27 protein-coding genes and 1 pseudogene are annotated in these 24,884 nt (G+C 53.0%); 14 read left to right on the forward strand and 14 right to left on the reverse strand.

Features of this window, described 5'->3' with window-relative positions:
* Positions 1 to 275 precede the first annotated feature (275 nt).
* The 3 genes from J7M22_10910 to rplM form a co-directional block, all read right to left on the reverse strand.
* Positions 276 to 1,544, reverse strand: a complete 1,269-nt coding sequence (locus tag J7M22_10910) for an adenylosuccinate synthase (GenBank protein MCD6507119.1) — start codon at positions 1,542 to 1,544, stop codon at positions 276 to 278.
* An 85-nt stretch (positions 1,545 to 1,629) separates the two neighbouring features.
* The gene (rpsI, locus tag J7M22_10915; GenBank protein MCD6507120.1) at positions 1,630 to 2,025 is read right to left on the reverse strand and encodes a 30S ribosomal protein S9; all 396 of its coding nucleotides are present in this window, start codon (positions 2,023 to 2,025) and stop codon (positions 1,630 to 1,632) included.
* 18 nt (positions 2,026 to 2,043) lie between these two features.
* Complete coding sequence (rplM, locus tag J7M22_10920) at positions 2,044 to 2,484, reverse strand: 50S ribosomal protein L13 (GenBank protein ID MCD6507121.1); 441 nt, start codon at positions 2,482 to 2,484, stop codon at positions 2,044 to 2,046.
* 186 nt (positions 2,485 to 2,670) lie between these two features.
* Here rplM and J7M22_10925 point away from each other — a divergent pair, with 186 nt between their 5' ends.
* From J7M22_10925 to J7M22_10980, 12 genes are all read left to right on the forward strand, one after another.
* Positions 2,671 to 3,843 carry a Gfo/Idh/MocA family oxidoreductase gene (locus J7M22_10925; GenBank protein ID MCD6507122.1) on the forward strand — a complete coding sequence of 391 codons (1,173 nt, stop codon included), beginning with the start codon at positions 2,671 to 2,673 and terminating at the stop codon, positions 3,841 to 3,843.
* 57 nt (positions 3,844 to 3,900) lie between these two features.
* Complete coding sequence (locus J7M22_10930; protein ID MCD6507123.1) at positions 3,901 to 4,320, forward strand: PaaI family thioesterase; 420 nt, start codon at positions 3,901 to 3,903, stop codon at positions 4,318 to 4,320.
* A 130-nt stretch (positions 4,321 to 4,450) separates the two neighbouring features.
* Entirely contained in the window at positions 4,451 to 5,347 is an 897-nt protein-coding gene (cpaB, locus tag J7M22_10935) for a Flp pilus assembly protein CpaB (GenBank protein MCD6507124.1), read from the forward strand.
* A complete protein-coding gene (locus tag J7M22_10940; GenBank protein MCD6507125.1) occupies positions 5,344 to 7,884 on the forward strand; it encodes a BON domain-containing protein in 2,541 nt (846 codons plus the stop codon). Before cpaB ends, J7M22_10940 begins: the two co-directional genes overlap by 4 nt.
* Before the next feature lie 5 nt (positions 7,885 to 7,889).
* Positions 7,890 to 9,137, forward strand: a complete 1,248-nt coding sequence (locus J7M22_10945) for a response regulator (GenBank protein ID MCD6507126.1) — start codon at positions 7,890 to 7,892, stop codon at positions 9,135 to 9,137.
* Between the two features lie 4 nt (positions 9,138 to 9,141).
* Positions 9,142 to 10,644, forward strand: a complete 1,503-nt coding sequence (locus tag J7M22_10950) for a CpaF family protein (protein MCD6507127.1) — start codon at positions 9,142 to 9,144, stop codon at positions 10,642 to 10,644.
* A complete protein-coding gene (locus tag J7M22_10955) occupies positions 10,644 to 11,519 on the forward strand; it encodes a type II secretion system F family protein (protein ID MCD6507128.1) in 876 nt (291 codons plus the stop codon). The genes J7M22_10950 and J7M22_10955 overlap by 1 nt, the downstream gene beginning before the upstream one ends.
* A complete protein-coding gene (locus J7M22_10960) occupies positions 11,516 to 12,364 on the forward strand; it encodes a type II secretion system F family protein (protein MCD6507129.1) in 849 nt (282 codons plus the stop codon). The genes J7M22_10955 and J7M22_10960 overlap by 4 nt, the downstream gene beginning before the upstream one ends.
* Before the next feature lie 3 nt (positions 12,365 to 12,367).
* Positions 12,368 to 12,721 (forward strand): DUF192 domain-containing protein, encoded by a 354-nt coding sequence (locus J7M22_10965; GenBank protein MCD6507130.1) that lies wholly within the window; start codon positions 12,368 to 12,370, stop codon positions 12,719 to 12,721.
* Positions 12,718 to 13,458 carry a ComF family protein gene (locus J7M22_10970; GenBank protein MCD6507131.1) on the forward strand — a complete coding sequence of 247 codons (741 nt, stop codon included), beginning with the start codon at positions 12,718 to 12,720 and terminating at the stop codon, positions 13,456 to 13,458. Before J7M22_10965 ends, J7M22_10970 begins: the two co-directional genes overlap by 4 nt.
* A 1-nt stretch (position 13,459) precedes the next feature.
* The gene (locus J7M22_10975) at positions 13,460 to 14,491 is read left to right on the forward strand and encodes a VWA domain-containing protein (protein ID MCD6507132.1); all 1,032 of its coding nucleotides are present in this window, start codon (positions 13,460 to 13,462) and stop codon (positions 14,489 to 14,491) included.
* Positions 14,485 to 15,060 carry a 7-carboxy-7-deazaguanine synthase QueE gene (locus tag J7M22_10980; protein MCD6507133.1) on the forward strand — a complete coding sequence of 192 codons (576 nt, stop codon included), beginning with the start codon at positions 14,485 to 14,487 and terminating at the stop codon, positions 15,058 to 15,060. The genes J7M22_10975 and J7M22_10980 overlap by 7 nt, the downstream gene beginning before the upstream one ends.
* On the opposite strand, the gene pyrE is transcribed toward J7M22_10980, so the two are convergent.
* The 4 genes from pyrE to argH form a co-directional block, all read right to left on the reverse strand.
* On the reverse strand, positions 15,057 to 15,617 hold the full coding sequence (gene pyrE, locus J7M22_10985) for an orotate phosphoribosyltransferase (protein ID MCD6507134.1): 561 nt from the start codon (positions 15,615 to 15,617) through the stop codon (positions 15,057 to 15,059). The two genes, J7M22_10980 and pyrE, sit on opposite strands and share 4 nt — an antisense overlap.
* Positions 15,614 to 16,330 carry an orotidine-5'-phosphate decarboxylase gene (gene pyrF / locus J7M22_10990; protein MCD6507135.1) on the reverse strand — a complete coding sequence of 239 codons (717 nt, stop codon included), beginning with the start codon at positions 16,328 to 16,330 and terminating at the stop codon, positions 15,614 to 15,616. Before pyrF ends, pyrE begins: the two co-directional genes overlap by 4 nt.
* Positions 16,248 to 16,805, reverse strand: coding sequence for a septal ring lytic transglycosylase RlpA family protein (locus J7M22_10995; protein ID MCD6507136.1), 558 nt, complete (start codon positions 16,803 to 16,805; stop codon positions 16,248 to 16,250). The genes pyrF and J7M22_10995 overlap by 83 nt, the downstream gene beginning before the upstream one ends.
* Before the next feature lie 215 nt (positions 16,806 to 17,020).
* Entirely contained in the window at positions 17,021 to 18,541 is a 1,521-nt protein-coding gene (gene argH, locus J7M22_11000; GenBank protein ID MCD6507137.1) for an argininosuccinate lyase, read from the reverse strand.
* A 183-nt stretch (positions 18,542 to 18,724) separates the two neighbouring features.
* On the opposite strand from argH, the gene J7M22_11005 reads away from it, so the two are divergent.
* Positions 18,725 to 19,573 (forward strand): hypothetical protein, encoded by an 849-nt coding sequence (locus J7M22_11005; protein ID MCD6507138.1) that lies wholly within the window; start codon positions 18,725 to 18,727, stop codon positions 19,571 to 19,573.
* Positions 19,574 to 19,661: 88 nt separating this feature from the next.
* On the forward strand, positions 19,662 to 20,654 hold the full coding sequence (locus tag J7M22_11010; GenBank protein ID MCD6507139.1) for an exo-alpha-sialidase: 993 nt from the start codon (positions 19,662 to 19,664) through the stop codon (positions 20,652 to 20,654).
* Here the strand turns inward: J7M22_11010 and J7M22_11015 are convergent.
* The 7 genes and pseudogenes from J7M22_11015 to J7M22_11045 form a co-directional block, all read right to left on the reverse strand.
* Positions 20,651 to 20,809: a hypothetical protein gene (locus J7M22_11015; GenBank protein ID MCD6507140.1), complete on the reverse strand. Its 159-nt coding sequence runs from the start codon at positions 20,807 to 20,809 to the stop codon at positions 20,651 to 20,653. The two genes, J7M22_11010 and J7M22_11015, sit on opposite strands and share 4 nt — an antisense overlap.
* A gap of 51 nt (positions 20,810 to 20,860) precedes the next feature.
* Entirely contained in the window at positions 20,861 to 21,616 is a 756-nt protein-coding gene (locus tag J7M22_11020; protein MCD6507141.1) for a 2-dehydro-3-deoxyglucarate aldolase, read from the reverse strand.
* 52 nt (positions 21,617 to 21,668) lie between these two features.
* A complete protein-coding gene (locus J7M22_11025; protein ID MCD6507142.1) occupies positions 21,669 to 22,850 on the reverse strand; it encodes a Gfo/Idh/MocA family oxidoreductase in 1,182 nt (393 codons plus the stop codon).
* 12 nt (positions 22,851 to 22,862) lie between these two features.
* Positions 22,863 to 23,657 (reverse strand): TIM barrel protein, encoded by a 795-nt coding sequence (locus tag J7M22_11030; GenBank protein ID MCD6507143.1) that lies wholly within the window; start codon positions 23,655 to 23,657, stop codon positions 22,863 to 22,865.
* A gap of 14 nt (positions 23,658 to 23,671) precedes the next feature.
* A pseudogene (locus J7M22_11035) lies at positions 23,672 to 23,990 on the reverse strand (DUF3368 domain-containing protein).
* Entirely contained in the window at positions 23,987 to 24,262 is a 276-nt protein-coding gene (locus J7M22_11040) for a UPF0175 family protein (protein ID MCD6507144.1), read from the reverse strand. The pseudogene J7M22_11035 and the gene J7M22_11040 overlap by 4 nt, the downstream one beginning before the upstream one ends.
* The coding region (locus J7M22_11045) for a phosphoglucosamine mutase (GenBank protein ID MCD6507145.1) at positions 24,253 to 24,884 on the reverse strand (632 nt) is incomplete at its 5' end. The genes J7M22_11040 and J7M22_11045, both read right to left, overlap by 10 nt.

A 24,884-nucleotide genomic window follows, 5' to 3' on the forward strand; every position in this document is an offset into this window, starting at 1 on the left:
AGATTGATGCTTTCGGCTTCCCATTTCGGAGCAAACTCGCTCTTCCGTCTTGGTTTTACCTCCTCGGATTTCGGAAAAACTGCGAAAGTATAGATTTTGAAGCACCTTGACCTTTTCCCTTATCGCTCTCCAAGCGCTCTCGATACAGCCAGCGAGAGTTTCAGACTCGTTTAAATATGGAAGCACAACCGAGATCAACACGCCAGCCTTTGGGCATTCCCATTGAAATTCTACAATTAACTGTCATGAAAGTCAATCAAATAGTTCCCATTTCCTCAGAGCGTGATCGTCTGATTTCGTTCCGGGCCGACCGATATGATCGATATCGGGGTCTCAAGCCTCTCGGATATGTAATCCAGGTATCTCCTGGCGTTTGGTGGCATATCCCTCAGGCTTTTAATCCTCCCCGTCGGGCTCTTCCACCCGGGCAGCTCCTCATAGATCGGTTTGCATCTCGATAGGACGGTTAGACTGCTGGGGAAGTCGGTTAGCTTTGAGCCGTTATACTCGTATGCCACACATACCTTGATTTTATCGAAGGCGTCCAAGACATCCAACTTGGTTATCGCCAGCCTTGTAAAGCCATTGATTCGGGCCGCATATCTGAGAGCCACCATATCAAGCCAGCCGCATCTTCGAGGTCTTCCGGTTGTGGCGCCATATTCGACCCCTCTTCTCCTCATCTCCTGACCCGTCTTATCCTTGAGCTCCGTCGGGAAAGGTCCTTTTCCGACACGGGTAGTATATGCCTTAACCACTCCCATGATCTCATCGATCGCTTTAGGGCCTACGCCGAGTCCTGTGAGCACTCCTCCAACGCTCGTGTTTGATGAGGTGACGAAGGGATAGGTTCCGAAATCCACATCCAGCATCGTCCCCTGGGCGCCTTCATAGAGCACCCTTTTGCCTGATTTGATCGCCTGATTCATGAAGAGGGCGGTATCAGTGACGAACGGTCTTATCCTCTCCCTAAGGCTTCTACAACTTTTAAGAAGCTCATCCTTATCCGGCAGGGACTCAGGCGGGACGTAGCTTGCCTTTCTCCTAAGGTTATACGAGATCTTCTCCTCCAACATCTCGTCCTCGAGTAGATCCACCACCCTTATTCCACAGAGCCTATCCATCTTATCCGAATAGGTGGGGCCAACGCCCCGGAGGGTGGTGCCGATCCTCCCGCCGCCTCGATTGCCCTCCAGAGCGGATTCCAGAGCTATGTGGTAGGGCATTATGACGTGCGCCCTGTCGCTTATCAGCAGATTTCGGTCGATGTGTATCCCCCGGCTTTCGAGTTCATCCATCTCCCTGCAGATCGCCTCGAGCGATATGACCACCCCGTTTCCTATGACACAGATCTTGCCGGGATGGAGGATACCGGAGGGGATCAAATGCAGGACGAACTTCTCACCGTTGATGACCACACTGTGGCCGGCGTTCGGTCCTCCTTGATATCTCGCCACGATATCGGCCTCTTCGGCGAGAAAATCGACGATCTTCCCTTTCCCTTCGTCTCCCCACTGCGCTCCGACGACCAGGATATTAGCCATGATAGGACCTTAACCTCCGGGAAAAAACCGGGCGCCTCACAATCGAGCAAGGCGCCCTGTAAGATTCAACAAGACAGAGAACTCCCTATCTTTTAGTCCACTGAAATTTAGCCCTGGCACCCTTCTGTCCGTACTTCTTTCTCTCCTTAACCCTCGGATCGCGGGTCAGAAATCCTCCTTTTTTCAGGATAGGTCTTAGTTCAGGGTTGAACTGCAGCAAAGCCCTTGCGATACCGTGTCTGATTGCACCGGCCTGACCTGATATTCCGCCGCCTCGAACGTTGACCAGCACGTCGAACTTACCCACTAATTCCGTCGCTTCCAGAGGCTGGAATATCATCTTTCTGTGATCCTCACGGGTGAAATAGTCCTCAAGCTGTCTTTTGTTTATGATAACTTGGCCGGATCCGGGGATCAGTCTGACCCGCGCCACAGAGGTCTTTCTTCTGCCTGTTCCCCAATACTGCGCTTTTTCCTCCACCTTATCTATCCCTCCAGATCAGAGCTCTATCTCCAAAGGTTCAGGTTTCTGAGCTTTATGAGGGTGATCTGGGCCGGCGTATACCCTAAGTCTCCTGAACACCTTTCTTCCCAACCTATTTTTGGGAAGCATTCCCCAGACAGCATGGGTTATAACCCTTTCGGGATTTCTCTCCAGCATCTGTCTCAGACTTCTCACCTTCAATCCGCCGATGTATCCCGAATGGCGATAATACATTTTATCGTCCAGCTTTTTCCCTGTCACCTTTATCTTCTCGGCGTTTATGACTATAACGCCGAACCCCATATCAACATGAGGGGTGAAAGTGGGGACATGTTTGCCGCGAAGGACCTTGGCTATTTGACTGGCAAGCCTGCCCAAAACTTTGCCCTCAGCGTCAACCAAGTACCACTTGACATCCCTTTTAGGTTTTGCCGAAATCGTTCTGGTTCTGAGCATCTCCTTGACCAACCTGCCTAGCTGGATTTCACACAGGCTTAGATTATATCATTAAGCCCCATCATTGTCAAACCGCAGTTGGAAAGATCCTATACCCTCGATCAGGCGGAGCGGCTTGTTTGTATGTCGGGGATATGCTAAAATAGTTAGAGCTTCGATGATAAGTTCAAACCCGGGAGGGCGTTCATGAAAGAGATCAGAATCGGTATGATCGGCTACTCCTTCATGGGCAAGGCCCACAGCTTCGGATACAGAAACGTCGGTATCTTCTACGATCTGAAGGCCAAGCCCATCATGAAGGTGATATGTGGTAGGAAGGAGGAAGGCGTTAAGGCCGCGGCAGAGAGGTACGGATGGCAGGAATATGAGACCGATTGGAGGAAGGTGGTCGAGCGTGACGACATAGATCTCATCGATATCTGCACGCCCGGATATCTGCATACCGAGATGGCCGTGGCTGCCGCCGAGGCCGGCAAGAACATCTTCTGCGAGAAACCGCTTGCCAACAATTTGGCCGATGCCCGTAAGATGCTGGAGGCCGTTCAGAAAGCCGGTGTCAAGCATATGGTCGGATTCAACTACAGAACCGTCCCGGCGATCGCTTTGGCTAAGAGATTGATAGAGGAGGGGAAGATCGGGCAGATATATCACTTCAGAGGGGTATACCTGCAGGATTGGATCATTGACCCTGACTTCCCGCTGGTGTGGAGATTGGACGCGAAAATCGCCGGATCAGGCCCTCTGGGGGATCTAGCTGCACATACTGTGGATATCGCACATTATCTGATGGGCGAGATAGACGAGGTCGTGGCCCAGGAGGAGACCTTCATCAAGGAGAGACCGCCTCAGGCCGACGTGGTTAAGGGCACGGGGTTGACCGATGTGAGCGTAGCTGAGCCGACCAAAAAGGTTCCCGTCACCGTGGAGGACGCGACGATGTTCCTGGCGAGGTTCAAAAATGGCGCTTTGGGAACATTCGAGGCGTCCAGGTTCTGTGCAGGGAGGAAAAACTTCAACGGGTTTGAGATAAACGGCAGCAAGGGAAGTTTGGCCTTCAACTTCGAGGACATGAACATCCTCTGGTACTATTCGAGGGAGGATGAGGGGCACGTGCAGGGGTTCAGACGGATACTCGTCACCGAATCGGAACACGAATATGCCGGTGCATGGTGGCCCCCGGGACATATAATCGGCTACGGCGAGACCTTCGTCAACGAGATACATAATCTGCTCGACGCGCTGGCGGAGGATAGAATGCCCTCACCCTCGTTTGAAGATGGCGTTAAGTGTCAGAAGGTGCTCGAAGCCGTTACCGTATCGGTTAAGGAGAGAAGATGGGTTAAACTCGACGAGCTTTGATCCGAAAACATGGGGGCGGGCTTTGAAGCCCGCCTATTAAGGCGTCTGAGGTTTCAGATGGCTGATGTATCCGAGCTGCTTAAACGGGCCTCTGTTGAGGAGCCTTTCGCCAGGAAGATCAACGCCGAGGTCGTAAAAGTCGGCGAAGGAGAGGCGGTCGTTAGGATGAGAGCCGCCTCAGATATGACAAACATTTTCGGTATGATCCATGGAGGGGCTATCTTCTCTCTCATGGATGAGGCCTTTCAACTGGCATGCAACTCCCATGGCACCGTCTCCCTAGCCCTGAACGTCAACATTACGTATCTTGCCCCTCCAAAAGTCGGCGGGCTCTTGACCGCTGAGGCGAAGGAGATATCCTGCTCCAACAGGATCGGGGTATATCAGATCAGGGTGACCGATGAGTCGGGGAAGCTTATAGCTACGGCCCAGGCAGTCGCCTATCGGAAAAAAGATCCGCTCCTATTTTCAGCCTGATGTGCATTTTATTGCATGCTGAGCTTGCAATACCCTTATCCTGCCGTTTTCCGTCTGTGAAAGGCTTAAAGTTCAATCGGTTCAAGGCCGATATTCTACGTGAACGGAAATTTTTTATGGAGAGTGATTGATGTTATCCCGTCCTCGCTCAGGCAGGGATATAAGGGCTTTAATCATAGCGATCATGACAGGATTGACGGTCACGATATTCGTCTTCGTACTGGGTAAATACTTCCTCCCTGGAGGTATGAGGACCTATAGAATCGTTGTGGCCAGGAAGGATATAAAGGCGTGGGAGAGGATCACACCCGAGGATGTGGAACTGGTTGAAGTGAAGGCCAAAAAGCTTTCTCCCTATTATTTCACGTCCATCTCTCAGGTGATCGGTCGGGCACCGGTGGTCAGCATCAGATCCGGTCAGAAGCTCCATCAGGGTATGTTCAGGGTGCCCGAGCAAGAGTTATCGAGGGTGCTTCCGGAAGGGACATATGGGTTTGTCTTTCCGCTCAACACACCCTCACTTTACCTTCAAGCTCAAAACCTCATGCCGGGCGATAGGATAGACGTGCTGGCTGAGATCAGGGATGAGACTACCAACGAGAGAATGGTGGTTGAGGTCGCCCAAAATCTGCTGGTGGTGGGGGTTAACTACGGCGAACCGCCGGATAGCGCCGGGCAAGGGAGGGTTTCAACGGGCAGATTTCGTTTCACTACCAATAGATCTCAGAGACGCGAGAGCAAAGTCCCCAGATCCCTGGTGTTAGCTGTGACACCCGATCAGGCCTATGCCTTGAAGCTCGCTTCCCAGACCGGCGATGTCTCCATCCTAGTCAGATCCCTGAAAGGTAGCACGCCTCTCACTACCAGTTCAGCCAAAACCTTGGATGAGTATCTCAGGGAGAAAGGGATTCTGCCGCCTAAGGCCGTTATCAGCAGGACATCTCGAGGCGCCAGACTTAAAACATCGAAGGTGACCTTGATAAAGGGCACATCAAGCCAGGAGGTACCCCTGGGGGGAGGCAAATGAGGCAGATCGTCGCCATCGCATCATTGCTTATCTTCACCTCTGGCGCCCTCTGGGGAAGTGGCCCAGGGGTGATGTTGACCGACTTAAAGGTTATCCCCTCTGAGGGCGGATACCAGATCGTCATCGAACTCGACTCCCCGACAGCCTATATAGTCGACGATTCAAACCTACCTTCAAGCTTGAGGGTGGAAATCATAGATTGCGGTATATCCCCAAAGCTGATCTCACTCAAGCCCCTCCTCGTCAATAAAGGGGGAATATCGCGGATTGTACTGTCCGAGGACAAGCTCAGGGGGAGAACATACGTGGATATCTTTCTCTCAAAACGGGTCAAATACGTCAAACGTTCCCCCAGGGCAGCTAAGAGGATAGTTCTAGAGTTACTTCGCCCTGCCACCTCTACGACGCCCGAAAAGAGATCGGAGGAAGCGGCCAGGCCAAAGCCCACCTCCACCATTTCCACCACCACTACCATCGTCCATGTGACGGCTGTAACGTATAAGCCGGTCGAAGACGGAGTTGAGGTGCAGATCAAGGCGGATGGGCCTTTTAGAAGCGAGGTAACAGAAGAGAATAAAAAACTGATCGTTCGGATCCCAAACGCCATTCTTGCCTGGGGGATAACGGGGGCGAAGAGCTTTAACGTTGAAAGTGATTCGGTGCAGAAGATAACCGTCTCCCAGAAAAGCGTCAATCCTGAAGTCGTTCAGGTGGAGATCGACAGAAAGTATAAGGCGCCGTACAAATCTCTGCCCTCCACCGACGCGACCGTATATCGGCTTAAGGTTGAATCCGCTCCCGCTTATAAACCCGCCGGTGCCGGTTCCTCCCTGACGGGCAATCTGCTCCGTATACCCGTGGGATATTCCTATACGATCGATGTGGAGCTTAAAAATGGCGATTCCGTGATCCTGGGCGATCCCGCGATAGCCGATGCCGTGATAAATGCGGCGGGGGATATCACCATAAACGGCAAATCTCCCGGCAGAACCACCCTTGAGATATGGGGCCACAAAGGAAGCCTCGCCCGGTATATCATCGAGGTATACAGGGACACAGGCTGGATCGAACAGGAGATAAAGTCGCAAATAGAAGATCCGGGCATATCGGTCAGGGTGGTAAACGACGTCGTAATACTTGAGGGGGAAGCGAAATCCGAAAAGAGCCATGAGCTCGCCAAGGCTATCGCTCAAGCCTATGTCAGCAAGGTGATAGATAACGTTGTTGTGAGACATGAGAGGGTGGATTTGGAGAAGACCATTCTGGACGCTCTTAAGGAACAGGGGTTAAGCAGGATCGACGTGAAGGTCAGAGGAGGCGTGGCCCTCCTCAGCGGCACCGTGGGGAGTGAATCTCAGAGAGGGATAGCCGAGCAGATAGCCAAAGCATACGTGCAAAACGTCGTCAACTCGATTCAGGTGGCGTTGCCACCCGATTTGGAAACCACCATCCGATCACAGCTCAATATGCCCAATGTCTCGGTCAAGCTTCTCAGGGATGCCATTATCCTAAGCGGTACGGTTGACACGGAACAACAGAGAACCGAGGCTGAGAGACTCGCTTTGATCTATTCAAGCAGGGTGGTCAATCTCATCCAAGTCAGGCCTTTCAGAAAGACCGGTGAGGAGATAACGGCGGAGATAGGGATAAGCGATGTCACGGCCAAATGGGTCGGGGATCAGCTCTATCTTGAGGGCACCGTCAGGAGCGAGCTCGATTCGAAGTTAGCCGAGGAGATAGCAAAAAAGTATACCGATCAGGTGGTAAACAGGATAAAGGTCTCCAAACCGGTACAGATAAACGTAAAGGTCAAAGTCCTTGAGGTCAATAGGAGTGCGTTATCCCGTCTTGGCGTCAGTTGGTCCCAGGGGGTGACCTTCTCAGAAACAAGTATCCCTTCCCAGCCTTTCAAGGTCGGCCGGATAGTCCGTGCGAGTCTGTTGAATGCCAGGATAGATGCCCTTATAAGCTCTGGTTCAGCCAGATTGCTGGCTGAACCTAATCTGACGACCATCAGCGGACAGCAGGCTACCTCTTTGTCCGGCGGTGAGATCCCGTTGGTCACCGAGACGTTAGGCGCCCCGGGCATAGGCAGGTTGGCTTTCGGGAGGGAGACGAGGGAATACGGCGTCAGACTCCAGATAACCCCCACTATAGATGAGGACGGCTATATAAACGTTCAGCTCGACTCTGAGGTCAGCGAGATAAACAGAGGGGCCGGTTTTTACACGCCCGTCGGCAGAATAGGCACTTTCGCGACCAGAAAGATCCAGGCTAACGTCAGGGCCAAAGACGGCGAGACGGTGGTGCTGGGGGGATTGCTCCAGCAGAGAGAGATCGACAATAAAACCCGCCTGCCTATACTCGGATATATCCCGATCCTGGGGCATCTCTTCACCTATTCCCGCAAAGAGAAGATCGAGACGGAGCTGATATACATCATGACGCCAAAGATAATCAGGGAGGGCGGATCGGCTCAGGAGATTATGCCTCAGCTTTCGGCCGAGGCAACTGAAAAGAAACCTTTCACCTGGTGAGAGCGATGAGAGCTTTTATAGCGGATAGCGATCCGGAATCCAGAGAAGTTATAAGAAGATCCCTCGCCGAAAAGGGCGTTGAGGTGATCGGTGAGGCCGATAACGGGGAGAGATGTCTGGAGGCGATCAGAGAAAATCCACCAGATCTTCTCTTCGTGGAGGACGAACTGCCGGGGATAAACGGGACGGAGATCGCCAGGAGGATCTCCGCTGAGATGCCAGGGACGATCGTGGTGATGACCTCCTACGAGGGTAGATTCCATTCACTTAGAAGGGCGATGCAATCGGGTGCGAGGGAATTCCTGCTCAAACCGGTGGAGCCGGAGGATATGGAGGAGACCCTGGCGGATATCTTCGGCATACCACGACGTCCAACCGCTCAAGAGATCGAAGAGCCGGCTCCGATGGTGGAAGAGGAAAAGGAGGAGATTGTCTCATCCAATAGATGGGTGATCTCCCTCTTTAGCTCGAAGGGAGGGATCGGGAGGACAAGTCTGACCGCTAATCTTGGCGTTATAGTCGCATCGAGGACAAGGAATTCGGTGGCTATGGTCGATCTAAGCCTCCAGTTTGGTGAACTCCATGTCGTTTTAGATATTGTGCCGCAGTATACGATCTACGATCTTCTCCCTGTTGTCGAGAAGGGGGAGCTGACGGAGGAGGAGCTGCTCAAATACATGTCCGCCCATCCATCAGGAGCGATGTTACTCGCCGCTCCCCCACATCCCAGATATGCCGAAGAGGTGAGTGGGAAACACGTGGAGGCGATACTGGAAGTGATGAGACGAAGGTTCGATTTCATCCTGATAGATAACCCTCCCCTTTTCATCGAGCCGACCCTTACCGCTTTAGATCTCTCGGATGCCATACTCTACCTGATACCAAATTCCATCCCAGGGGTACGAAACGCTAAGATCGCCTTGGACGTTATGCGAAGGCTTCATTATCCTCTTTCAAAGCTGAAGCTGATAGCGGTGGAAATGGAGGGGGTGAAAGATGTGACGGTCTCCGATATGGAGGAGGTCCTAGGCGTGATGATCGAGGGCACGATTAGCCTCGATCCCAAACAAATGCTTGATTCCATAAACTCCGGTGTGCCGATCGTTGTTCATCGACCTAATTCGAAATTGGCTAAGGAGATAACGGAGATCGCCTCCATGTTAATAGGTGAAATGCTCCCAACAGGATTCGAGAAAAACCGAAAAAGCCTGATCTCACGACTTAAAAAGCTGTTGGAGATAAAGGGGTTGTGATAGGATGTCTCTGATTGAAAGATTGAGGAAATTTGAAATGACCAATCCGCCTAGAAAGGAGGAAACCGGGGAAACACAGAGAGCAAAGCCTGGAAGAGTTGAAAGAACCAGGAGCCGTACCTTTTCCAGCAGTGTCGCCTCGTATCGCCCCTCGAGGTCCTCCGAAGTGTATGAACGTGAGCCCCTTACCCATCGGGTAGTCCAACAAACATTGAACGCACAACCGTTAAACGCTGAACTTACGACAGAATCAGACTTGGATCTGGAGCTTAAAATCAGGATACATTCTCAGGTACTGGATCTGCTCCCTCCTGAGCTGCTTTCGAGTGATGATGAAGCGAGGATAAAGATAGAGGTTGAACGCATATTGAGCTCGATCCTCAACCGCGAAATGATATCCCTCTCACGTGGTGAAAAGGAGAAGTTGTTCGACGAGATAATGGCTGAGATACTCGGATTGGGACCGATAGAGGAGTTCATGAAAGATCCTGAGGTGACCGAGATAATGGTAAACGGCCCCCATAGGATATACATTGAGAGAGGTGGTAGAATATATCCGACGGGGAAGAAATTCAAGGACGACGAACATCTGCTCAGGATAATCCATAGGATCATAGCGCCGCTTAACAGACGCCTTGACGAAACTAATCCGATGGTAGATGCAAGGCTACCGGACGGATCGAGGGTTAACGCCGTCATACCTCCGATATCGCTCATCGGCCCCGTGTTGACGATACATAAGTTCTATAAGGAAAGGTTTACCATGGATGAGCTTATCCAACTGGGAACGATCGATAGGAGGATGGCCGATTTCCTGGCAGCGTGTGTTGTGGCGCGGTTGGACGTGATGATCTCAGGCGGAACGAGCACGGGCAAAACGACTTTTCTCAACGTCCTCTCCTCCTTTATTCCCGAGGGCGAGCGCTTGATCACGATAGAGGACGCGGCGGAGCTGAAATTGCATCAGGAACATGTCATCACGCTTGAGGCGAGACCCGCGGGATTGACCGGGAGAGGAGGAGTCTCCATAAGAGATCTGGTTAGGAACGCCCTGAGAATGCGTCCCGATAGGATCATAATCGGTGAGGTTCGAGGTGGTGAGGCTTTGGATCTTCTGCAGGCAATGAACACGGGACATGAGGGGTCGATGAGCACATGTCATGCTAACTCGCCCTTGGATATGATATCACGACTTGAAACCATGGCGTTGATGTCCGGAATTGAGCTACCTGAAAGGGCCATAAGGGAACAGATCGCCTCGGCTCTCGATGTGATCGTTCAGATGGGGCGTTTCCCCGACGGATCGCGCAAGGTCGTCAAGATAACGGAGGTGCAGGGAATTCAAGCTGACAAAGTTATCCTTCAGGATATCTTCGTCTTCAGAAGAAAGGGGCTTGACAGAAACGGCCGGGTCATCGGGGAGTTCACCTACACCGGAGCCAGGCCTTCCTTCCTGGATCAGCTTCAGGAGTTCGGATTTGACCCGGCTAAGCTGGGGATACTATGATGCTCCTGGCAATAGCGATAACGGCATTTGCTATAACCACCTTTCTGATCCTCAGGATCTCCTCCCAAGCGGGAAGGGACAGGCGAAGACTTGAGAGGTTTACCGGCTCTCCGTCCTCCAAGTCCGGTATTTCCGCTCAGATGCCCTTCAGATACAGGCTCTCCTCGATGATCTATTCCAAGAGATACATAAAGCTTCTACCGATACCGGTGGCTTTCCTTGCCGCTGTGGCCTCGATGACGATGGCGCGCAATTTCCTCATGGGGACGCTGTGGGGAGCTTCCACATATATGGTGGCATACCTGATCCTATCCGCATTGAGAGCTAGGCAGATGGATAAGATCAACTCACAATTGATCGACGTCGTTAATTCCCTGGTCGGATCGATCAAGGCGGGGTTGAGCCTGCCTCAAGCCTTCCAGATCTTGGCCGAGGAACCATCCCTCTCTATCTCCAGAGAGTTCATGGGAGTGGTGAACCGAATACAACTGGGAGCTACAGTCCAACAGGCGTTGGAATGGCTCAACTCGAGGATCCCCATCCCCGAGCTCAGACTGGTCATATCGGTGTTGCTGATCTATCAGGATGTAGGAGGAGATCTGAGCTATATGCTTGAGAAGACGGCGGATGCCCTCAGGTATAGGATCAGGCTGAAAGGGGAGATAAGGAGATCCACGGCTCAGACGAGGCTCTCAGCCGTGATAGGCGTAGCTATACCTTTTGGATTGGCCTTCTTTATCTATAATCTCAACCCCGGTTTCCTCACTCCGCTTTATACAACCAGACCCGGTCTGATTCTGCTGAGCCTGGGGTTGGCGATGAGTGTGACCGGGGTTATGATCATCTACAGGATAGTGAGGGGTATCGAGTTTTGAGCTTTTGGTATTATCTGATCATATTCTCCATATCGAGCTTTATTTCGCTTTATCTTCTCCGAAGGAGAGAGATCGAAGTTGAGAGAAGGATCAAGGAGATGCCCCCGATGGGGGCTATTGCCCGCATCGATGCGATCCTTAGAGGATTCATCCCTCCTGCTGTCAGGGATAAGCTTGAGGAGAAACTGGAGATCGCGGGCAACCCATGGGGACTGCGGGCAGGATCTTTCCTCCTACTTCAAATCGCATCGCTCGTGGCAGCACCTCTTTTCTATCTGCTGACCGCTGAAACGGTCTCCAGAGTCTTCCCGAAACCTGTCTTTCTTATCCTGCTTCTCATCAATGCCCTTTTCCTCCCTTACACTTGGATCATCCGCAGAGGTAGAAAGAGACAGGAGAACATTGAGAAAACGTTGCCCGATTTCCTCGACATGCTCGACATCCTTATAGGAGCAGGTTTCTCCTTCTCCACCGCTATGGAGAAGATCCTGGGATACATACAAAAAGGGGCTCTTAAGGAGGAGCTTTCGAGGGTGATCAATGAGATGAGGGTGGGAAGGTCTTTTGAGGAGGCGATGAAAGGGTTATCTCAGAGGATGAGGATGCCGATACTCTCATCCTTCGTGGGGGCGGTGATTCAAGCGCATAAACTTGGAGTGGATATAAGCGATGTTATAAGGGCACAGGCGGAGTCCATAAGAACTCACAGACGGCAAAAGGCAGAGGAGGCCGCAGCCAAGGCGGCCACGAAGATGATTTTCCCCCTTATACTCTGTACGCTGCCCATGCTTTTCATCCTTCTTATGGGACCTGTCATCATAAGGGCCTTATCGCTGATGAGGTGATCCGTGTTCGCCACAGTGGTAAATCGAACCAAGGACAGGATAATAGGTGATAGGATAAAAATCGCTGATACCTTCTTGAGTAGATTCCTCGGCTTGCTCGGCAAAAAAGGTATCTCACCCGGCGAAGGGGTTCTGATCGTCCCCTGTAACTCAGTTCATACCCTCTTCATGCGATTTACGATCGACGTGATCTTCCTCGATGAGAGGATGAAGGTGATAAAGATTCTGCCCCTGCTGAAACCCTACAGATTTAGCCCCATCGTTAGAGGAGCCCATTCTGTGTTGGAGTTAGCCGAGGGGGAGATAGAAAGGATAGGAATCGAGGTCGATGACCTTCTGGAGGTCATCAGCGAGTGAACAGGTGGATCGAAAGCCTCATAACTTTTCTCTTTCCCGCCAGATGTAGATGTTGTGGAAGTGAGTTGGGAATATGGCGGATCAAATATATCTGCCCTGACTGCTGGGCCAAGATCCGGCCTATCCGTGATCCTGTCTGCTATATCTGTGGGTATCCTCTTTCCCTTGACCCCATTCTCCGTTCAACCCCCATGGAGCCCCTTTGCCGTGACTGCATTCAGACCAGACCCTCCTTCGCCAAGGCCCGATCGGCCGTTCTATATCAGGACGCCGTCGAGACGGCCATACATCTGCTGAAATTCGAGGGCAAGCTGGTGATGGCTCGTCCACTGGCCCAACTTTTGATCGAACATGCCCCGCTTGACGAGTTCAACGATGCCCAAATGGTCATCCCAATGCCTCTCTCCAAAAAGCGTTTGGCCGAGAGGGGATTTAACCAGGTCGAACCGCTGGCGAGAGCCGTCGCCGAAAGGATGGGTCTTGAATATAGGGACGATATCCTCATCAAAATCCGCCATACTCCCCCTCAAAGTCAGTTCCAAGGGCGAGAGAAACGAAAGCGGAACGTGATAGGAGCCTTTCAGGTCAAAGACGAATCCTCGATATCAGGGCTAAACCTGCTGCTGGTAGATGACGTCTTAACGACAGGAGCAACAGCCTCTGAAGCTGCCAAGGTCCTCCTTGAAGCCGGTGCCGCTTCCGTCTATGTTCTGACCCTGGCGCGGGCGGGGATATGAGATGATCCATCGAAGACAGATAGGTTCCTTCACGATATCCCTTATCCTACACCTGATTCTCCTTCTGATCCTGTGGGTGATCCTCGGATCGAGAAGACCTAACCCCCTCTCCGGCGAAATGCAGGTCGATGTATTGTCCGTCAGGCGGACGAGGGTCGCCCGAAGGATCGTCCCTAAGAGGATCACCCCTATCGTGAACTCACGGAAGATATCCCCTGTTGGATCTGAGAGGAGAGTGCAGAGGATGAGGATGAAACCGTCAACACCTCAGATCTCACTTGATCTCAACGTGAAACTCGATGATGAGCTTCAGATGAGCGATGAGGGATGGCTGGCACTGCCACAGAGGAAGGAGGAGGTGAAAACCGGACCTATCGCCCTACCGAGGTCGAGGAGACCCACTGATATCTTCACGCCCGCCGTGAAAAGAGGGACGATCGGGGATATCCAAAAGGGGATCGAACCGCAGGGAATAACCGTCTCTGACATGCTAGACGCCATGGTTGAGGAGATGATCGGGAAAAACCGATCGGGCAAAATGGATCTGATTTTCCTTGTGGATTCCAGCGGAACGATGCGTCCTCATATCTTGATGGTCGCCAGGAAGCTTTCGGGGATGGTTGAAAGAGTCAAGAGGGCTAACATCGACCTGCTCGTCGGCGTGGTTTCCTTCAATCGAATGGAGCGAGAGGATCTCATAAATATCTTCGGCCCCACAAATGACATATCAAGGGTCAGGGAGAGATTGATCTCGATAAGATGTATAGGCGATGAGCGGGCGTTGAACGCCCTTATGACAGCGATGGAGAAACTGAAGCTCAGACGGAAATCGGATAGGATCTTCGTGCTGGTCACGGATGAGAGGATGAAAGGCGAATATAAGGTCGAGGATGTGATAAAGGTCGCCTTGAAGAACGGGCTCAGCGTCTATGTCCTGGGGGTAAAGGACCCTCAACAGGTGAAGTTGGCTCGGGAGACAGGTGGAAATTGGTTTGAAATTCCAACCTCCAAGGAGGAGTATTCCATATGGTAAGGGTTATAGAGATCTTCTACTCGGTTCAAGGCGAGGGACATCGCACCGGTCAGCCTATGGTCTTCGTTAGATTCGCCGGATGTAATCTGAGATGCGATTTCTGCGACACGAAATACGCCTGGAAGATGGAAAAGGGAAAACGCATGAGCGAGGAGGAGGTCTTGGAGGAGGTCTCGAAATACGGGTGCGATTGGGTTTGTCTGACAGGAGGCGAACCTACGTTGCAGGACCTTTCGAGATTGATCCCGATGCTCAGGGAGGAGGGGTATGAGGTGGCGATTGAGACCAACGGGACTATCTTTCAGAAATCGCTCAGGCTCGCATCCTGGATAACGGTGTCGCCTAAGCCCGGGGCGGAGGTACATCCGCTTGTAATGGAGATCGCCGACGAGCTGAAATACGTCATACGATCCGAGGAGGATCTTAAGAGGATAAGATATCATCCGCTCATCTATCTTCAGCCCGTGGATAACAACCCCCAGGCCGTGCAGATCTGCGTGAATGCTGTCCTGAAGAATCCCAGATGGCGTCTATCGGTACAGGTTCACAAGTTGATAGGGATCCCCTAAGGCTCCACAGCTCTGCTCCCGGCCCGACAGAGGGGACATTCCTCTGGAGCATAAGTGGGCACATCCAGAGTTAGAAGCGATATCTTAGGCACATCGAAGAGGGCCTTGCCTCCGCTTCTATCTATCAAACATCCCACGGCGACGACCTTCCCGCCCATCCTCTCGGCTAAATCCATTACCTTCCTCACCGATCCGCCTGTCGTCAGGACATCATCCACGGCTAGCACCCTGTCATCCGGCCTTATCTCGAACCCCGGCCTGAGGAACATCCCGCCTGAGCCGTCCTTTTCGCCGAAGATCGCCCGCGCCCCGAGATGCCTGGCCGTCTCATATGCCAGGATCACCCCACCCACGGCCGGACCTATAACGAGGGTTATGTTAAATCCCTTGACCTGTTCAGCTATTTCCCCGCACAACCTCTCGGCATATCGGGGATATTGGAGCACGACGGCTGACTGGAAGAAGATAGGACTATGCATTCCGGAGCGAAGCTTGAAATGTCCCTCAAGGAGCGCTCCGGTCTGACGAAACATATCGATTATCTCGTCCCTTCTCATCCCTCTATCTCCTCGATGATCTTAAACGCCGCCCCCCTTGGGTCATCGGAGGCGTAAATCGGCCTTCCCACGACGATATAATCGGCCCCGGCCCTGAGCGCTTGGGATGGGGTCATAACCCTTCTCTGATCTCCCCTCTCGAACCATTCCGGTCTGACACCGGGGGTAACTATCGTGAAATCCTCTCCGCATCTATCCCGTATGACGTCGATCTCCAAAGGGGAGGCGACCACTCCATTAAGTCCCGCCGATTTGGCCATCTCAGCCATATGGGCTACCTGATCCCTGATCGACCTCTCTGTCCCATATATCCTCCTCATTTCATCCTCATCCAGGCTTGTTAGGACCGTTACGCCGAGGAGAATAGGAGGGGGGATACCGATCCTGTCGGCCTCATCACGAGCTGCCTCAACGGCCGCTTGCATCATCCTCATGCCGCCGCCGATATGAAGGTTGAACATGTCAACTCCCATTGAAACCGCCGCCCGCGATGCATCGGCCACCGTATTCGGGATATCATGAAGCTTTAGATCGAGGAAGAGCTTCACATCCATCTCCTTAAGCTTCGAGATGATCCGGGGACCGCCCAAGGTGAAGAGACGAAGGCCGATCTTGTAGAAGGAGATCAAATCACTCAGTCTCCTCACCAGATCCGCTGCCTTTTGAGGACTTTCCACGTCCAGAGCTAGAATCAGCCTTTGCCGTGATCCCATCTTCAGGTAACACCTCCAACATCACATATGCCGTTCCATGCTCGATCATGCCTAACTCTTTGGCCGCCTCATAGGAGAGATCGAGTATCCTGCCTTTTAGAAACGGCCCCCTATCGTTAACCCTCACGATCACGGATCTGCCGTTTTGGAGATTCGTTACCCTTAACAATGTGTTGAAGGGCAGAAACCTATGTGCTGCCGTCATCCCGTTCATATCGTAGATCTCCATATTCGCCGTCTTTTTCCCATGCCACGGATCTCCGTACCATGAGGCCACGCCGAACTGTCTGATCAGTATCACCCGGATCGGCTCCACGATCATCTTGCCTATCTTCTCGTTGAGGAGGCCTAGGAGCTTAGCAGCTCGCCAGGAGACCAGAACATCGCAATCGTTTCTGCGAGGCACCCTGTCGATGACCCTGACGATAACCGATCTGCCGTTGCGCGGATTGGTGATCTTCAGAAAGGATTTCATCGGCGCCCTTTTGTGAGCTGCCACAAGGTCGAAAGGATCGTATGGCTCGTGACTTACCGTTCGTTTACCTTTCAGGAGCTTCCCCATCCACGAAGCCCTTTCAACCCTCGTTCTGCCGATGGATTCGATGTAAAGCTGGGGCGTAAGGTTCGGATATCTAGAGCACGCCGAGAAGAGGGAAAGGATGATCAGTATCACCCCGATATAAGTTCCTCTCATCGTTCACCCTTCAGATGCGCTATTATCTCCCCCACATCACCTCCGTTCAGCACATGCTGAACGATCCTATCGGTCCTCTCCTTGGCCTCCTGGATCGCATCACTCCTGCTTTTAACTGAGAACTCGTGATCCCGAAGCTTAGAGAGCAGGAGCTCAGTCATCCGAATGACCTCTTTGGGTGATGTGCCGCCGAGGCTCTTGTTTATCTGAACGGCATATTTCGGATCGATCACCTGTCTGAGCTCCTCGAGGGGGATCTCAATCCCCCGTTCTTTAAGCAACCTGCGCGTCTCATCCAGATCGGTGAAGCTCAATCCTCTTCTAGCCAGCTCACCCACCACCCAGCCGACGATCTCGTGACACTCCCTGAAAGAGAGCCCTCGATGGACGACCAGGAAGTTGGCCAATTCGGTGGCTGTTGAGAAGTTCGCTCCCGCCAATTCCTCCATCCTGTCGATATTAAACGTGGTGGTCGGCAACATCTCGGTCAGGATCGAAAGCTCCGACTGTATGATGTCGAAGGCGTACCACAACGGCGGCTTGTCCTCCTGCAGATCGCGATTATATCCCATCGGGAGTCCCTTCAGCGTCGTGAGCAATCCGATCAGAGCGCCGTAGATATGTCCCGTCCTCCCGCGCACGAGCTCCGCTATACAGGGATTTTTCTTCTGAGGCATGATGGAACTGCCCAGCGCATATGCATCGTCCAGCTCTATCATCCCGAACTCATATGCGCTCCAGTATACTATCTCCTCGGCCAACCTTGAGAGGTTAGAGGCCAGTATGGCCAAGGCGCACAGCGTCTCAGCGATAAAATCCCGTGAGCTTATGACGTCGAGAGCGTGCTCGTGTGTGGAATCGAAGCCCAAAAGCCATGTCGTCAGCTCTCTATCGGTGGGGAAGGAGGTGCCCGCCAAAGCGCATGCGCCGAGCGGGTTGGTGTTGACTATCTCGTAGGCATTTCTCAGCCGTCTCAGATCCCTCAGGAACATGCTGACATAGCCGGTCGCCCAGAACCCAAGCGTTATGGGTTGAGCATGTTGCGTGTGCGTGTAGCCGGGCATGACGGCATCCGGGTATCTTTTGGCTATCTTTATGAACTCCTCGGATAGAGCACACAGCAGCTCCTCGCTTTTCAGTATCTGCTCGCGGACGTAGAGCCTGGCGTCCACCAGAACCTGGTCGTTACGTGATCTCGCCGTGTGCAGTTTGCCGCCGTACTCCTTGCCTGCTCCCTCTATCAGATACGTCTCAACGTTCATATGCACGTCTTCAAGTTCCGGTTTCAGCACGAACTTGCCCTTCTGATACTCCCCCTTGGCTTTCTCCAACCACTTCAATATCTGTCTCAGATCCTCCTGCGAGATGATCTCCTGTCTGGCCAGCATTATAGCGTGCGCCTCGCTGCCCCAGATATCATGCAAGATCATACGGCTATCGATTTCTATTGATTCGGTGAACCTCTCCGTCTCGGATGTCAACTCCTTCGAGAATCTTCCACCCCAAAGCTTCATCATAAGAACGACCTTTCGAAAAGGGATTTCGGATTATAATACATTTGCCCCGATCGAATTGTCAAGTGCGGGAGGGGATCGCGAAAAGCCTTCCGATGGCTTGAAATAGTTTGAAAGATCTGATAACCTTATCCGACCACCGCTTCTCAAGCTGATTGTTGAAAGCTAACAAGGTGGAGGAAAACCATGATCGAAATCTATGTTTTACTCGCTTCGCTCGAGTGGACCTCCATGAGGAGAATCGGAGAGAAGAAACAGCTCCTCATCGATCAGTCCCTGATTGAGGAAGCCAAGAATGTGACGTTTAAGGTGAACCGTCCGCTTAAAACCGGCGACAGGTGCATCGTGGCCGAATATCCTGGAGCGCTGAACGCGTATCTGATCTTTCCGACCGCTTACTATCACTATCGGCCCGATGTAGCTATGGCCCTTGGCGCTCCAAAGGAGAAGGCAGGGAATGATGGGCCGATGGAGATACACTTCGCCGCCAGCCCTGACGGTATAAGATGGACGCGGTTCGATAGACAACCTTTCATCCCGATCGGGAAGACAGGTGGCTGGGACGGCGGCATCACGTTTTCATCTCCCGCTCTGATTACGCATGACGATGAGGTCTGGATCTATTACTCCGCCTATGATTTCACCCATGGCAACTACGACTTTAAAAGGGATAGGTTCAAAGGCGCGATAACCAGAGCCGTCTTGAGGCTCGATGGATTCGTCTCAGCCGAGGCCGATCACAGAGGCGGCGAGATCACCACTTCCCCCTTTCTTCTGGAGGGTAAGGTGCTCTCGGTTAACCTGAAGACCACGGCGGGAGGACATCTTCGTGTGGAAATCCAGAGCGTGGACGGTAAACCCATCTCCGGTTTCTCGGCCGATGAGTGCGATCCGATAAACGGCGACTACATATCGAAGGATGTGACCTGGCACGGCAGCTCTGATATAAGCTCTCTCATCGGGAGGGGCGTCAAGCTTCGATTTATCATGCGTGACGCCAAGCTTTTCGCGTTCCAATTCCATAGACTGAGGTGAAGGAGATAGAATGAACCTGAGTCAAATCGGGGTGACGTGTCTGATAACCTTGAGTATCTTATATCTTAGCGCCACAAGGGAGGTAAGCATGATAAGAAAGGCCGAAGATGTGGAGAGAATTGTGGCCGTCAAGGGTGAGGGATATTTCCCCGTGATGATCAAATTGGGGAACGGAGAACTTCTGGCCGTTATCCGCGGTGGAGCGCCCCACGTCGGTGTCGGGGGACGGCTCGATCTGATAAGGTCATCCGATGGGGGAAGAAGCTGGAGTAAACCAAAAGTGATCGTCGATCTTCCGCCCGATTCGAGAAATCCTGCCTTCGGCAGAGCACCGAACGGAAGGCTTATATTGGCCTTTGCCGTGACAGGGCCCTATGAGAACGGCAGGTTTACGGATAAAACGGGAGAATATACCGTCTGGCTGACCGCCTCGGAGGACAACGGCCAGAACTGGTCGAAGCCCCATAGGCTGGATATATCGCCGCTCAGATATGGATCGCCCTTCGGCAGGATAGTCTCGCTTCCCGATGGCACGATGCTTATGAACATATACGGCTGGAGCGAGGGGAGAGAGTACAGCTCCTATCTTTTCCGCTCGAGGGACAATGGGGTAAGCTGGGGTGATCCGAGCTTGATAGCGAAGGGCTACAACGAGACGGCCCTTCTGACCCTTCCGGACGGGAGAATATTGGCCCTACTCAGAGACGGGCTCGGCACCTATCGATCCGTGTCGGAGGACGGCGGATACACCTGGCCGAAGCCGGATGAAATCCTCGGCAGGGGATTCCATCCGGCCGATGCTATCCTTCTCAAGAGCGGGGCGATCCTTATGACAACCGGACATCGGCTGGAACCCTTTGGAGTTTTCGCCATGCTGAGCCATGATGGCGGCAGCTCCTGGGATGTGGAGAACGGCCTTCTGCTCGATTGGGGAAGCGAAAACACCGACTGCGGCTATCCCAGCTCGGCTCAACTGGACGACGGGACGATCGTGACGATCTACTACGGCGTGAGACATAGGGACTTTCCCGATCTGGAACGGTATGCCATCTGTCTCAGATATGTTGAGACGATCTTCTAATTCCGCGAAAGCTTCATCTTACCCCATGTCGTGGCGAGTTTACCGGTGGGTGTCACGGCTGCTATCTGAGCGAGCCCCTTCTCCATAATCTCCTTTATGTCGTCCTCGCTCAAGGCGACGTTGAAAAGCCCGATCTCATCCAGGTCGCCGTTCACCTGAACGCTGCTGCCTCTGTCATCGCCACCTATGACAAGCAGACTTTCACCTCAGATATTCCACCCATTGTTCAGCTTTGCGAACTCCGATCTCGCCTGAGAGAGGAGAAAACCGAGATCGCTTGAGACGGCGATGAACTGGAATCCCTGTTCTATCCTCCTGTTGGCGTCATCGGCCGAAAAGACGTGGATGCCGGGCGCGACGCCGACCTCTTTGGCGGCCTTCAAGACGGACATAACCGCCTCCTCATGCTCGGGTGAACCGGGCCGGACGCCCATAGATCCCGCCAGATCATTCGGCCCGATGAAACACGCATCCACGCCCTCCACCGACAATATCTCCCCGGCACGCTTGACGGCATCGATATGCTCTATCTGGACGACGACCAATATCTCCTCGTTGGCTCTCGTCCTGTAATCAGGCCCATAAAGCGTGCATCTTCCCCCTCCTATCGATCTGAACCCGTCAGGCGGATACTTCATCGATTTGACGGCCCTCTCGGCCTCCTCAGGCGAGTTGACCATAGGCACGACCAATCCCAAGGCGCCTGCGTCCAGCAAACGTTTCACCAGAACGGGCATATTCCACGCCACCCGTGCCATCGGAATGGTCTCGGTCGTGCATATCGCCTGGAAGCAGTGGGCGGTCGTCTCCATGTCAACGGGGCTATGTTCGGTATCGACGACCAGCCAATCCCAGCCCACGTGGGCCATATACTCGGCCGCGAAAGGTGAACATAGGTTAAGCCACGTCCCGACGGACGGTTTCCCAGAGGCAAGCTTCTCCTTAACTATGTTCTTCTTCACCTTGATACCTCCCTAACAGCGTTGACCCGTTGAACGTTCTAACGTTCAACGTTCATATCCCATTCCCCTCGTTTATGGGTCCCTGATACCTCTCCACTTTACATTCCAGGACATCTTCCACCTTAACCGGCTGACCGAGGGCGGAGGATTCGAAGAATGCGTCGCATACGGCTTGAGCTTTCAATCCCTCCCAGCCGTCCACCTCCGGTCTGGATCTGTTTTTGACCGCCTGTATGAAATCATACAGCTCAATCGCCACCCCTTCGGTGATCCCCTTCGGGAAGAACCTCTCCTTTGTCTCCCCATCTATCGAGCTCCAGAACTCCTCCTGAAGCTCATCAGAGCTCTTGGTTGTTCCGTCGAAGAGGTGCATCTCCGGTTTGGTGGGGTAATGTCCGGGGCTGTAGATCGATCCGAGCCGACCATAGAAGTAACTGTGGCTGAACCCCCTCCCGGGCCCGCCATGTGTCCATGACCAGTTACATATAAGGCCGTCTTCGAACTTCAGGATGGCGTGAACGGTATCCTCGACGGTCGAGGGGCCGTCGGAGTAGGCGATCCCGTTGAGGTTATCCACCACGGCGTAGACCTCCTCCACATCGCCGAAGATGAAACGGAGCATGTCGATGTAGTGCACACCCACGTCCAAAACCCATCCTCCGCCTCCCTTGAACAGATCGGCACGCCAGGGTTTCGGCGAGTTGATGGTGGGATTGCGCGGATCGATCCTTCCGGGGAATGAGACGGAGTGGGTGTATATCAACCTGGGATCACCGAGCATGCCGGATTTGAAAGCCCACCAGATGATCCTTGAGCAGACCCATCTTCTCACCTGCTCGGCCACGGCAAGTATCCTGCCGTTCCGTTCTGCCGCCTCGATCATCATCCTTCCCGCCCTCACGGTCACGGCAAGCGGCTTTTCGACGATCACGTCCACGCCGTTCTCCAGGCACTCGATCGCTATGGTGTGATGCAGGTAGTGAGGCGGACAGGTGTCCACGGCGTCTATCTCCTCAGATTTAAGCAGCTCGTCCAGCTCCCTATATACCCGAGGCCTAGTGCCCTGGAACCCCTCTGCCCTTTCGGCAAAAGCCTGTGCTTTCCCTTCAACCACATCACATGTGGCTACGATCTCGAACTCCTCTATCCCCATGCGGTACAGGGCGGCGTAGCCGTTGAGATGGGCTCCGGCCATACCGCCACAGCCCACGATGGCTATTTTGACCTTATCCATATCAGCTCCCCTTTAATATCCCAATTCTCTCAGATACTCCCTGTTGATCCTGGCCGTCTCCGCGGGAGAGTGATGGGTGGCCCTATCCTGTTCGACCGATATCCACCCGTCATATCCGACCCTCTCAAGCCCTTCGAGGATGGCCTTTACGTCCAGGCCCATATTGCCTTTTCCGAGCTCCTCGAATCTGCCCTCATCCCACCATTTGCTCTTATGGTTATCCCACCTTTCGGGATCCTCGGCATAGAAGTCCTTGAGGTGGACGTGGGCGATTCTATCGCCCAGTTTCTCCACGGCTTCCATGGGATCGGACCTCCCGGCGAGCAGGTGTCCCGTGTCCAACAGAAGGTAGAGCCCCGGAGCGGCGTTCAGGAGCTTAACGGCGTCCTCGACGGTCTCTATCATCGTCCCTCGATGGGCGTGATGGAAGGGTTTGATGTGATATTCCCGGGCGTATTCTATGATCTCCCTGAGAGAGTCGGCCGCTCGTTTGAAATCCTCATCTGTAGGGTTGATCCCTCCGAACTGAGCTCTACGGCATGCTGGCACTTCGGCTGCCGAGTTGCCCAGAAGCACGTTGTAGTCTATCTTAGTCCTGGGATCAGGCCCGCCTGCGTTGACGATATGCAGGCCGTATCTGGCGGCCAGCTTCGCCATCTCGAGTAGCTCCTCGAGGGATGAGGCTCCGACGCCCTCAACGCCGTCATATCCGGCCTCCGCCACCTCGCGGAAGACCTTCTCGGGATTTTCCCTTCCCTCGCCACCCCACACGATCAGGTGGCACGCTATTCGGAACTTGCCTGCCATCTTTTCACCTCCGGTTATTTCTTTTCGATCTCTTCCTCAAACCAGTTCACCAAACGGCGGCTAACGTAAATGCCACTTTGAATCAAATATTGTACGGACTTTTTCGCCTCCTCCTTTGAAATTAGATCTGCGAAATAAGCAGCTAGCAAAATTCCCAGGGTTCCCTTAACAGGCAATCCCATGGCCTGAGCAACTCGTCTGCCAAGACGCTCATCCATGATAACCCAGTCAGCCTTTAGGTACGATAACCTCATCGAAAAGCTTTCTCAGAAGATCAAGCTTGTCGATCAAAGCCAATGATATAAGAGGAGTAGCGTTCACGACAACTCTCATTTTTTGACTTTCTCTGCGATTTCACGGCTGGTCCGTGATTCCCGCTTTAATTCCTCCTCGGGGTAATCCATAACGGGGAACCCGTTTTCAGAGATTAGGAAATAGAACTCGGTTCTGCTACATCCTAAAGCTTTAGCGGCGATGCCAGCCGATATTTTCCCCTGCTGATAAAGATGTCCTAAAGTGTATATCAGCACCTTACGTGCAAACGTGTCAGGGTTTTCCCTTGCTGCTATTAACACCTCTTCCGGGAACTCAAGACTTAAAAGCATGAGACACCACCTCCGATTCCAATTATTCTGTGATCAATCCATGTGACCTCCTCCAGGAAAACGTCCGCAAGCCTTTCGCTTTCCTCCTTTGTGGTTGCTTCGGCGAAGACCCTCACCACCGGCTCAGTCCCCGATTTTCTGATGCAGATCCAACTGCTGCCCCTGTCGATCCTGACCCCATCCGTCAGATCAGGGTTTTCATCCTTATGCCTCTCGGCGATCTTCCGTACCAGCTCTCCGATGTCAACGCCTTCCGGTATGGGCAGCTTGCGCTTGGTTATATGATATTCGGGATATTCGGAGACGATCTGGGAAAGCTTTTCTCCCCTTTCAGCCAACATCTGGACGATAACCGCCGCCGAGGTAATCCCGTCGCTTGTCAGATGGACTTCAGGATAGATCACCCCGCCGGTACCCTCGCCCCCTATAACCGCCTCCATCTCCTGCATCAGATCGACCACATTGCCGACCCCTACCTTTGTCCTTTTGACCTCCACGCCATACTTGGCGGCGACATGTTCGATCAGCATCGAGGTGACCACGGTGGTGGCAACGGGGCCTTTGCGCTTTGAGAGTATGAAATCAGCGGCAAGGGGAAAGGTCATCTCCTCGCTCAGCGGCA

The sequence above is a fragment of the Candidatus Poribacteria bacterium genome (assembly GCA_021162805.1).
Lineage (GTDB): Bacteria > Poribacteria > WGA-4E > B28-G17 > B28-G17 > JAGGXZ01.

Excerpts from the sequence above, each read along its gene's own strand:
- J7M22_10940 (MCD6507125.1), top strand. The coding sequence starts at position 5,344 with ATGAGGCAGATCGTCGCCATCGCATCATTGCTTATCTTCACCTCTGGC.
- J7M22_10980 (MCD6507133.1), top strand. The coding sequence starts at position 14,485 with ATGGTAAGGGTTATAGAGATCTTCTACTCGGTTCAAGGCGAGGGACAT.
- J7M22_10995 (MCD6507136.1), bottom strand. The coding sequence starts at position 16,805 with ATGAAATCCTTTCTGAAGATCACCAATCCGCGCAACGGCAGATCGGTT.
- rplM (MCD6507121.1), bottom strand. The coding sequence starts at position 2,484 with ATGCTCAGAACCAGAACGATTTCGGCAAAACCTAAAAGGGATGTCAAG.
- pyrF (MCD6507135.1), bottom strand. The coding sequence starts at position 16,330 with ATGGGATCACGGCAAAGGCTGATTCTAGCTCTGGACGTGGAAAGTCCT.
- J7M22_11040 (MCD6507144.1), bottom strand. The coding sequence starts at position 24,262 with ATGCTTTTAAGTCTTGAGTTCCCGGAAGAGGTGTTAATAGCAGCAAGG.
- J7M22_11025 (MCD6507142.1), bottom strand. The coding sequence starts at position 22,850 with ATGGATAAGGTCAAAATAGCCATCGTGGGCTGTGGCGGTATGGCCGGA.
- J7M22_10910 (MCD6507119.1), bottom strand. The coding sequence starts at position 1,544 with ATGGCTAATATCCTGGTCGTCGGAGCGCAGTGGGGAGACGAAGGGAAA.
- J7M22_11030 (MCD6507143.1), bottom strand. The coding sequence starts at position 23,657 with ATGGCAGGCAAGTTCCGAATAGCGTGCCACCTGATCGTGTGGGGTGGC.
- J7M22_11005 (MCD6507138.1), top strand. The coding sequence starts at position 18,725 with ATGATCGAAATCTATGTTTTACTCGCTTCGCTCGAGTGGACCTCCATG.
- cpaB (MCD6507124.1), top strand. The coding sequence starts at position 4,451 with ATGTTATCCCGTCCTCGCTCAGGCAGGGATATAAGGGCTTTAATCATA.
- argH (MCD6507137.1), bottom strand. The coding sequence starts at position 18,541 with ATGATGAAGCTTTGGGGTGGAAGATTCTCGAAGGAGTTGACATCCGAG.
- J7M22_10945 (MCD6507126.1), top strand. The coding sequence starts at position 7,890 with ATGAGAGCTTTTATAGCGGATAGCGATCCGGAATCCAGAGAAGTTATA.
- J7M22_10955 (MCD6507128.1), top strand. The coding sequence starts at position 10,644 with ATGCTCCTGGCAATAGCGATAACGGCATTTGCTATAACCACCTTTCTG.
- J7M22_10975 (MCD6507132.1), top strand. The coding sequence starts at position 13,460 with ATGATCCATCGAAGACAGATAGGTTCCTTCACGATATCCCTTATCCTA.
- J7M22_10930 (MCD6507123.1), top strand. The coding sequence starts at position 3,901 with ATGGCTGATGTATCCGAGCTGCTTAAACGGGCCTCTGTTGAGGAGCCT.
- J7M22_11010 (MCD6507139.1), top strand. The coding sequence starts at position 19,662 with ATGATAAGAAAGGCCGAAGATGTGGAGAGAATTGTGGCCGTCAAGGGT.
- J7M22_10925 (MCD6507122.1), top strand. The coding sequence starts at position 2,671 with ATGAAAGAGATCAGAATCGGTATGATCGGCTACTCCTTCATGGGCAAG.
- J7M22_10950 (MCD6507127.1), top strand. The coding sequence starts at position 9,142 with ATGTCTCTGATTGAAAGATTGAGGAAATTTGAAATGACCAATCCGCCT.
- pyrE (MCD6507134.1), bottom strand. The coding sequence starts at position 15,617 with ATGAGAAGGGACGAGATAATCGATATGTTTCGTCAGACCGGAGCGCTC.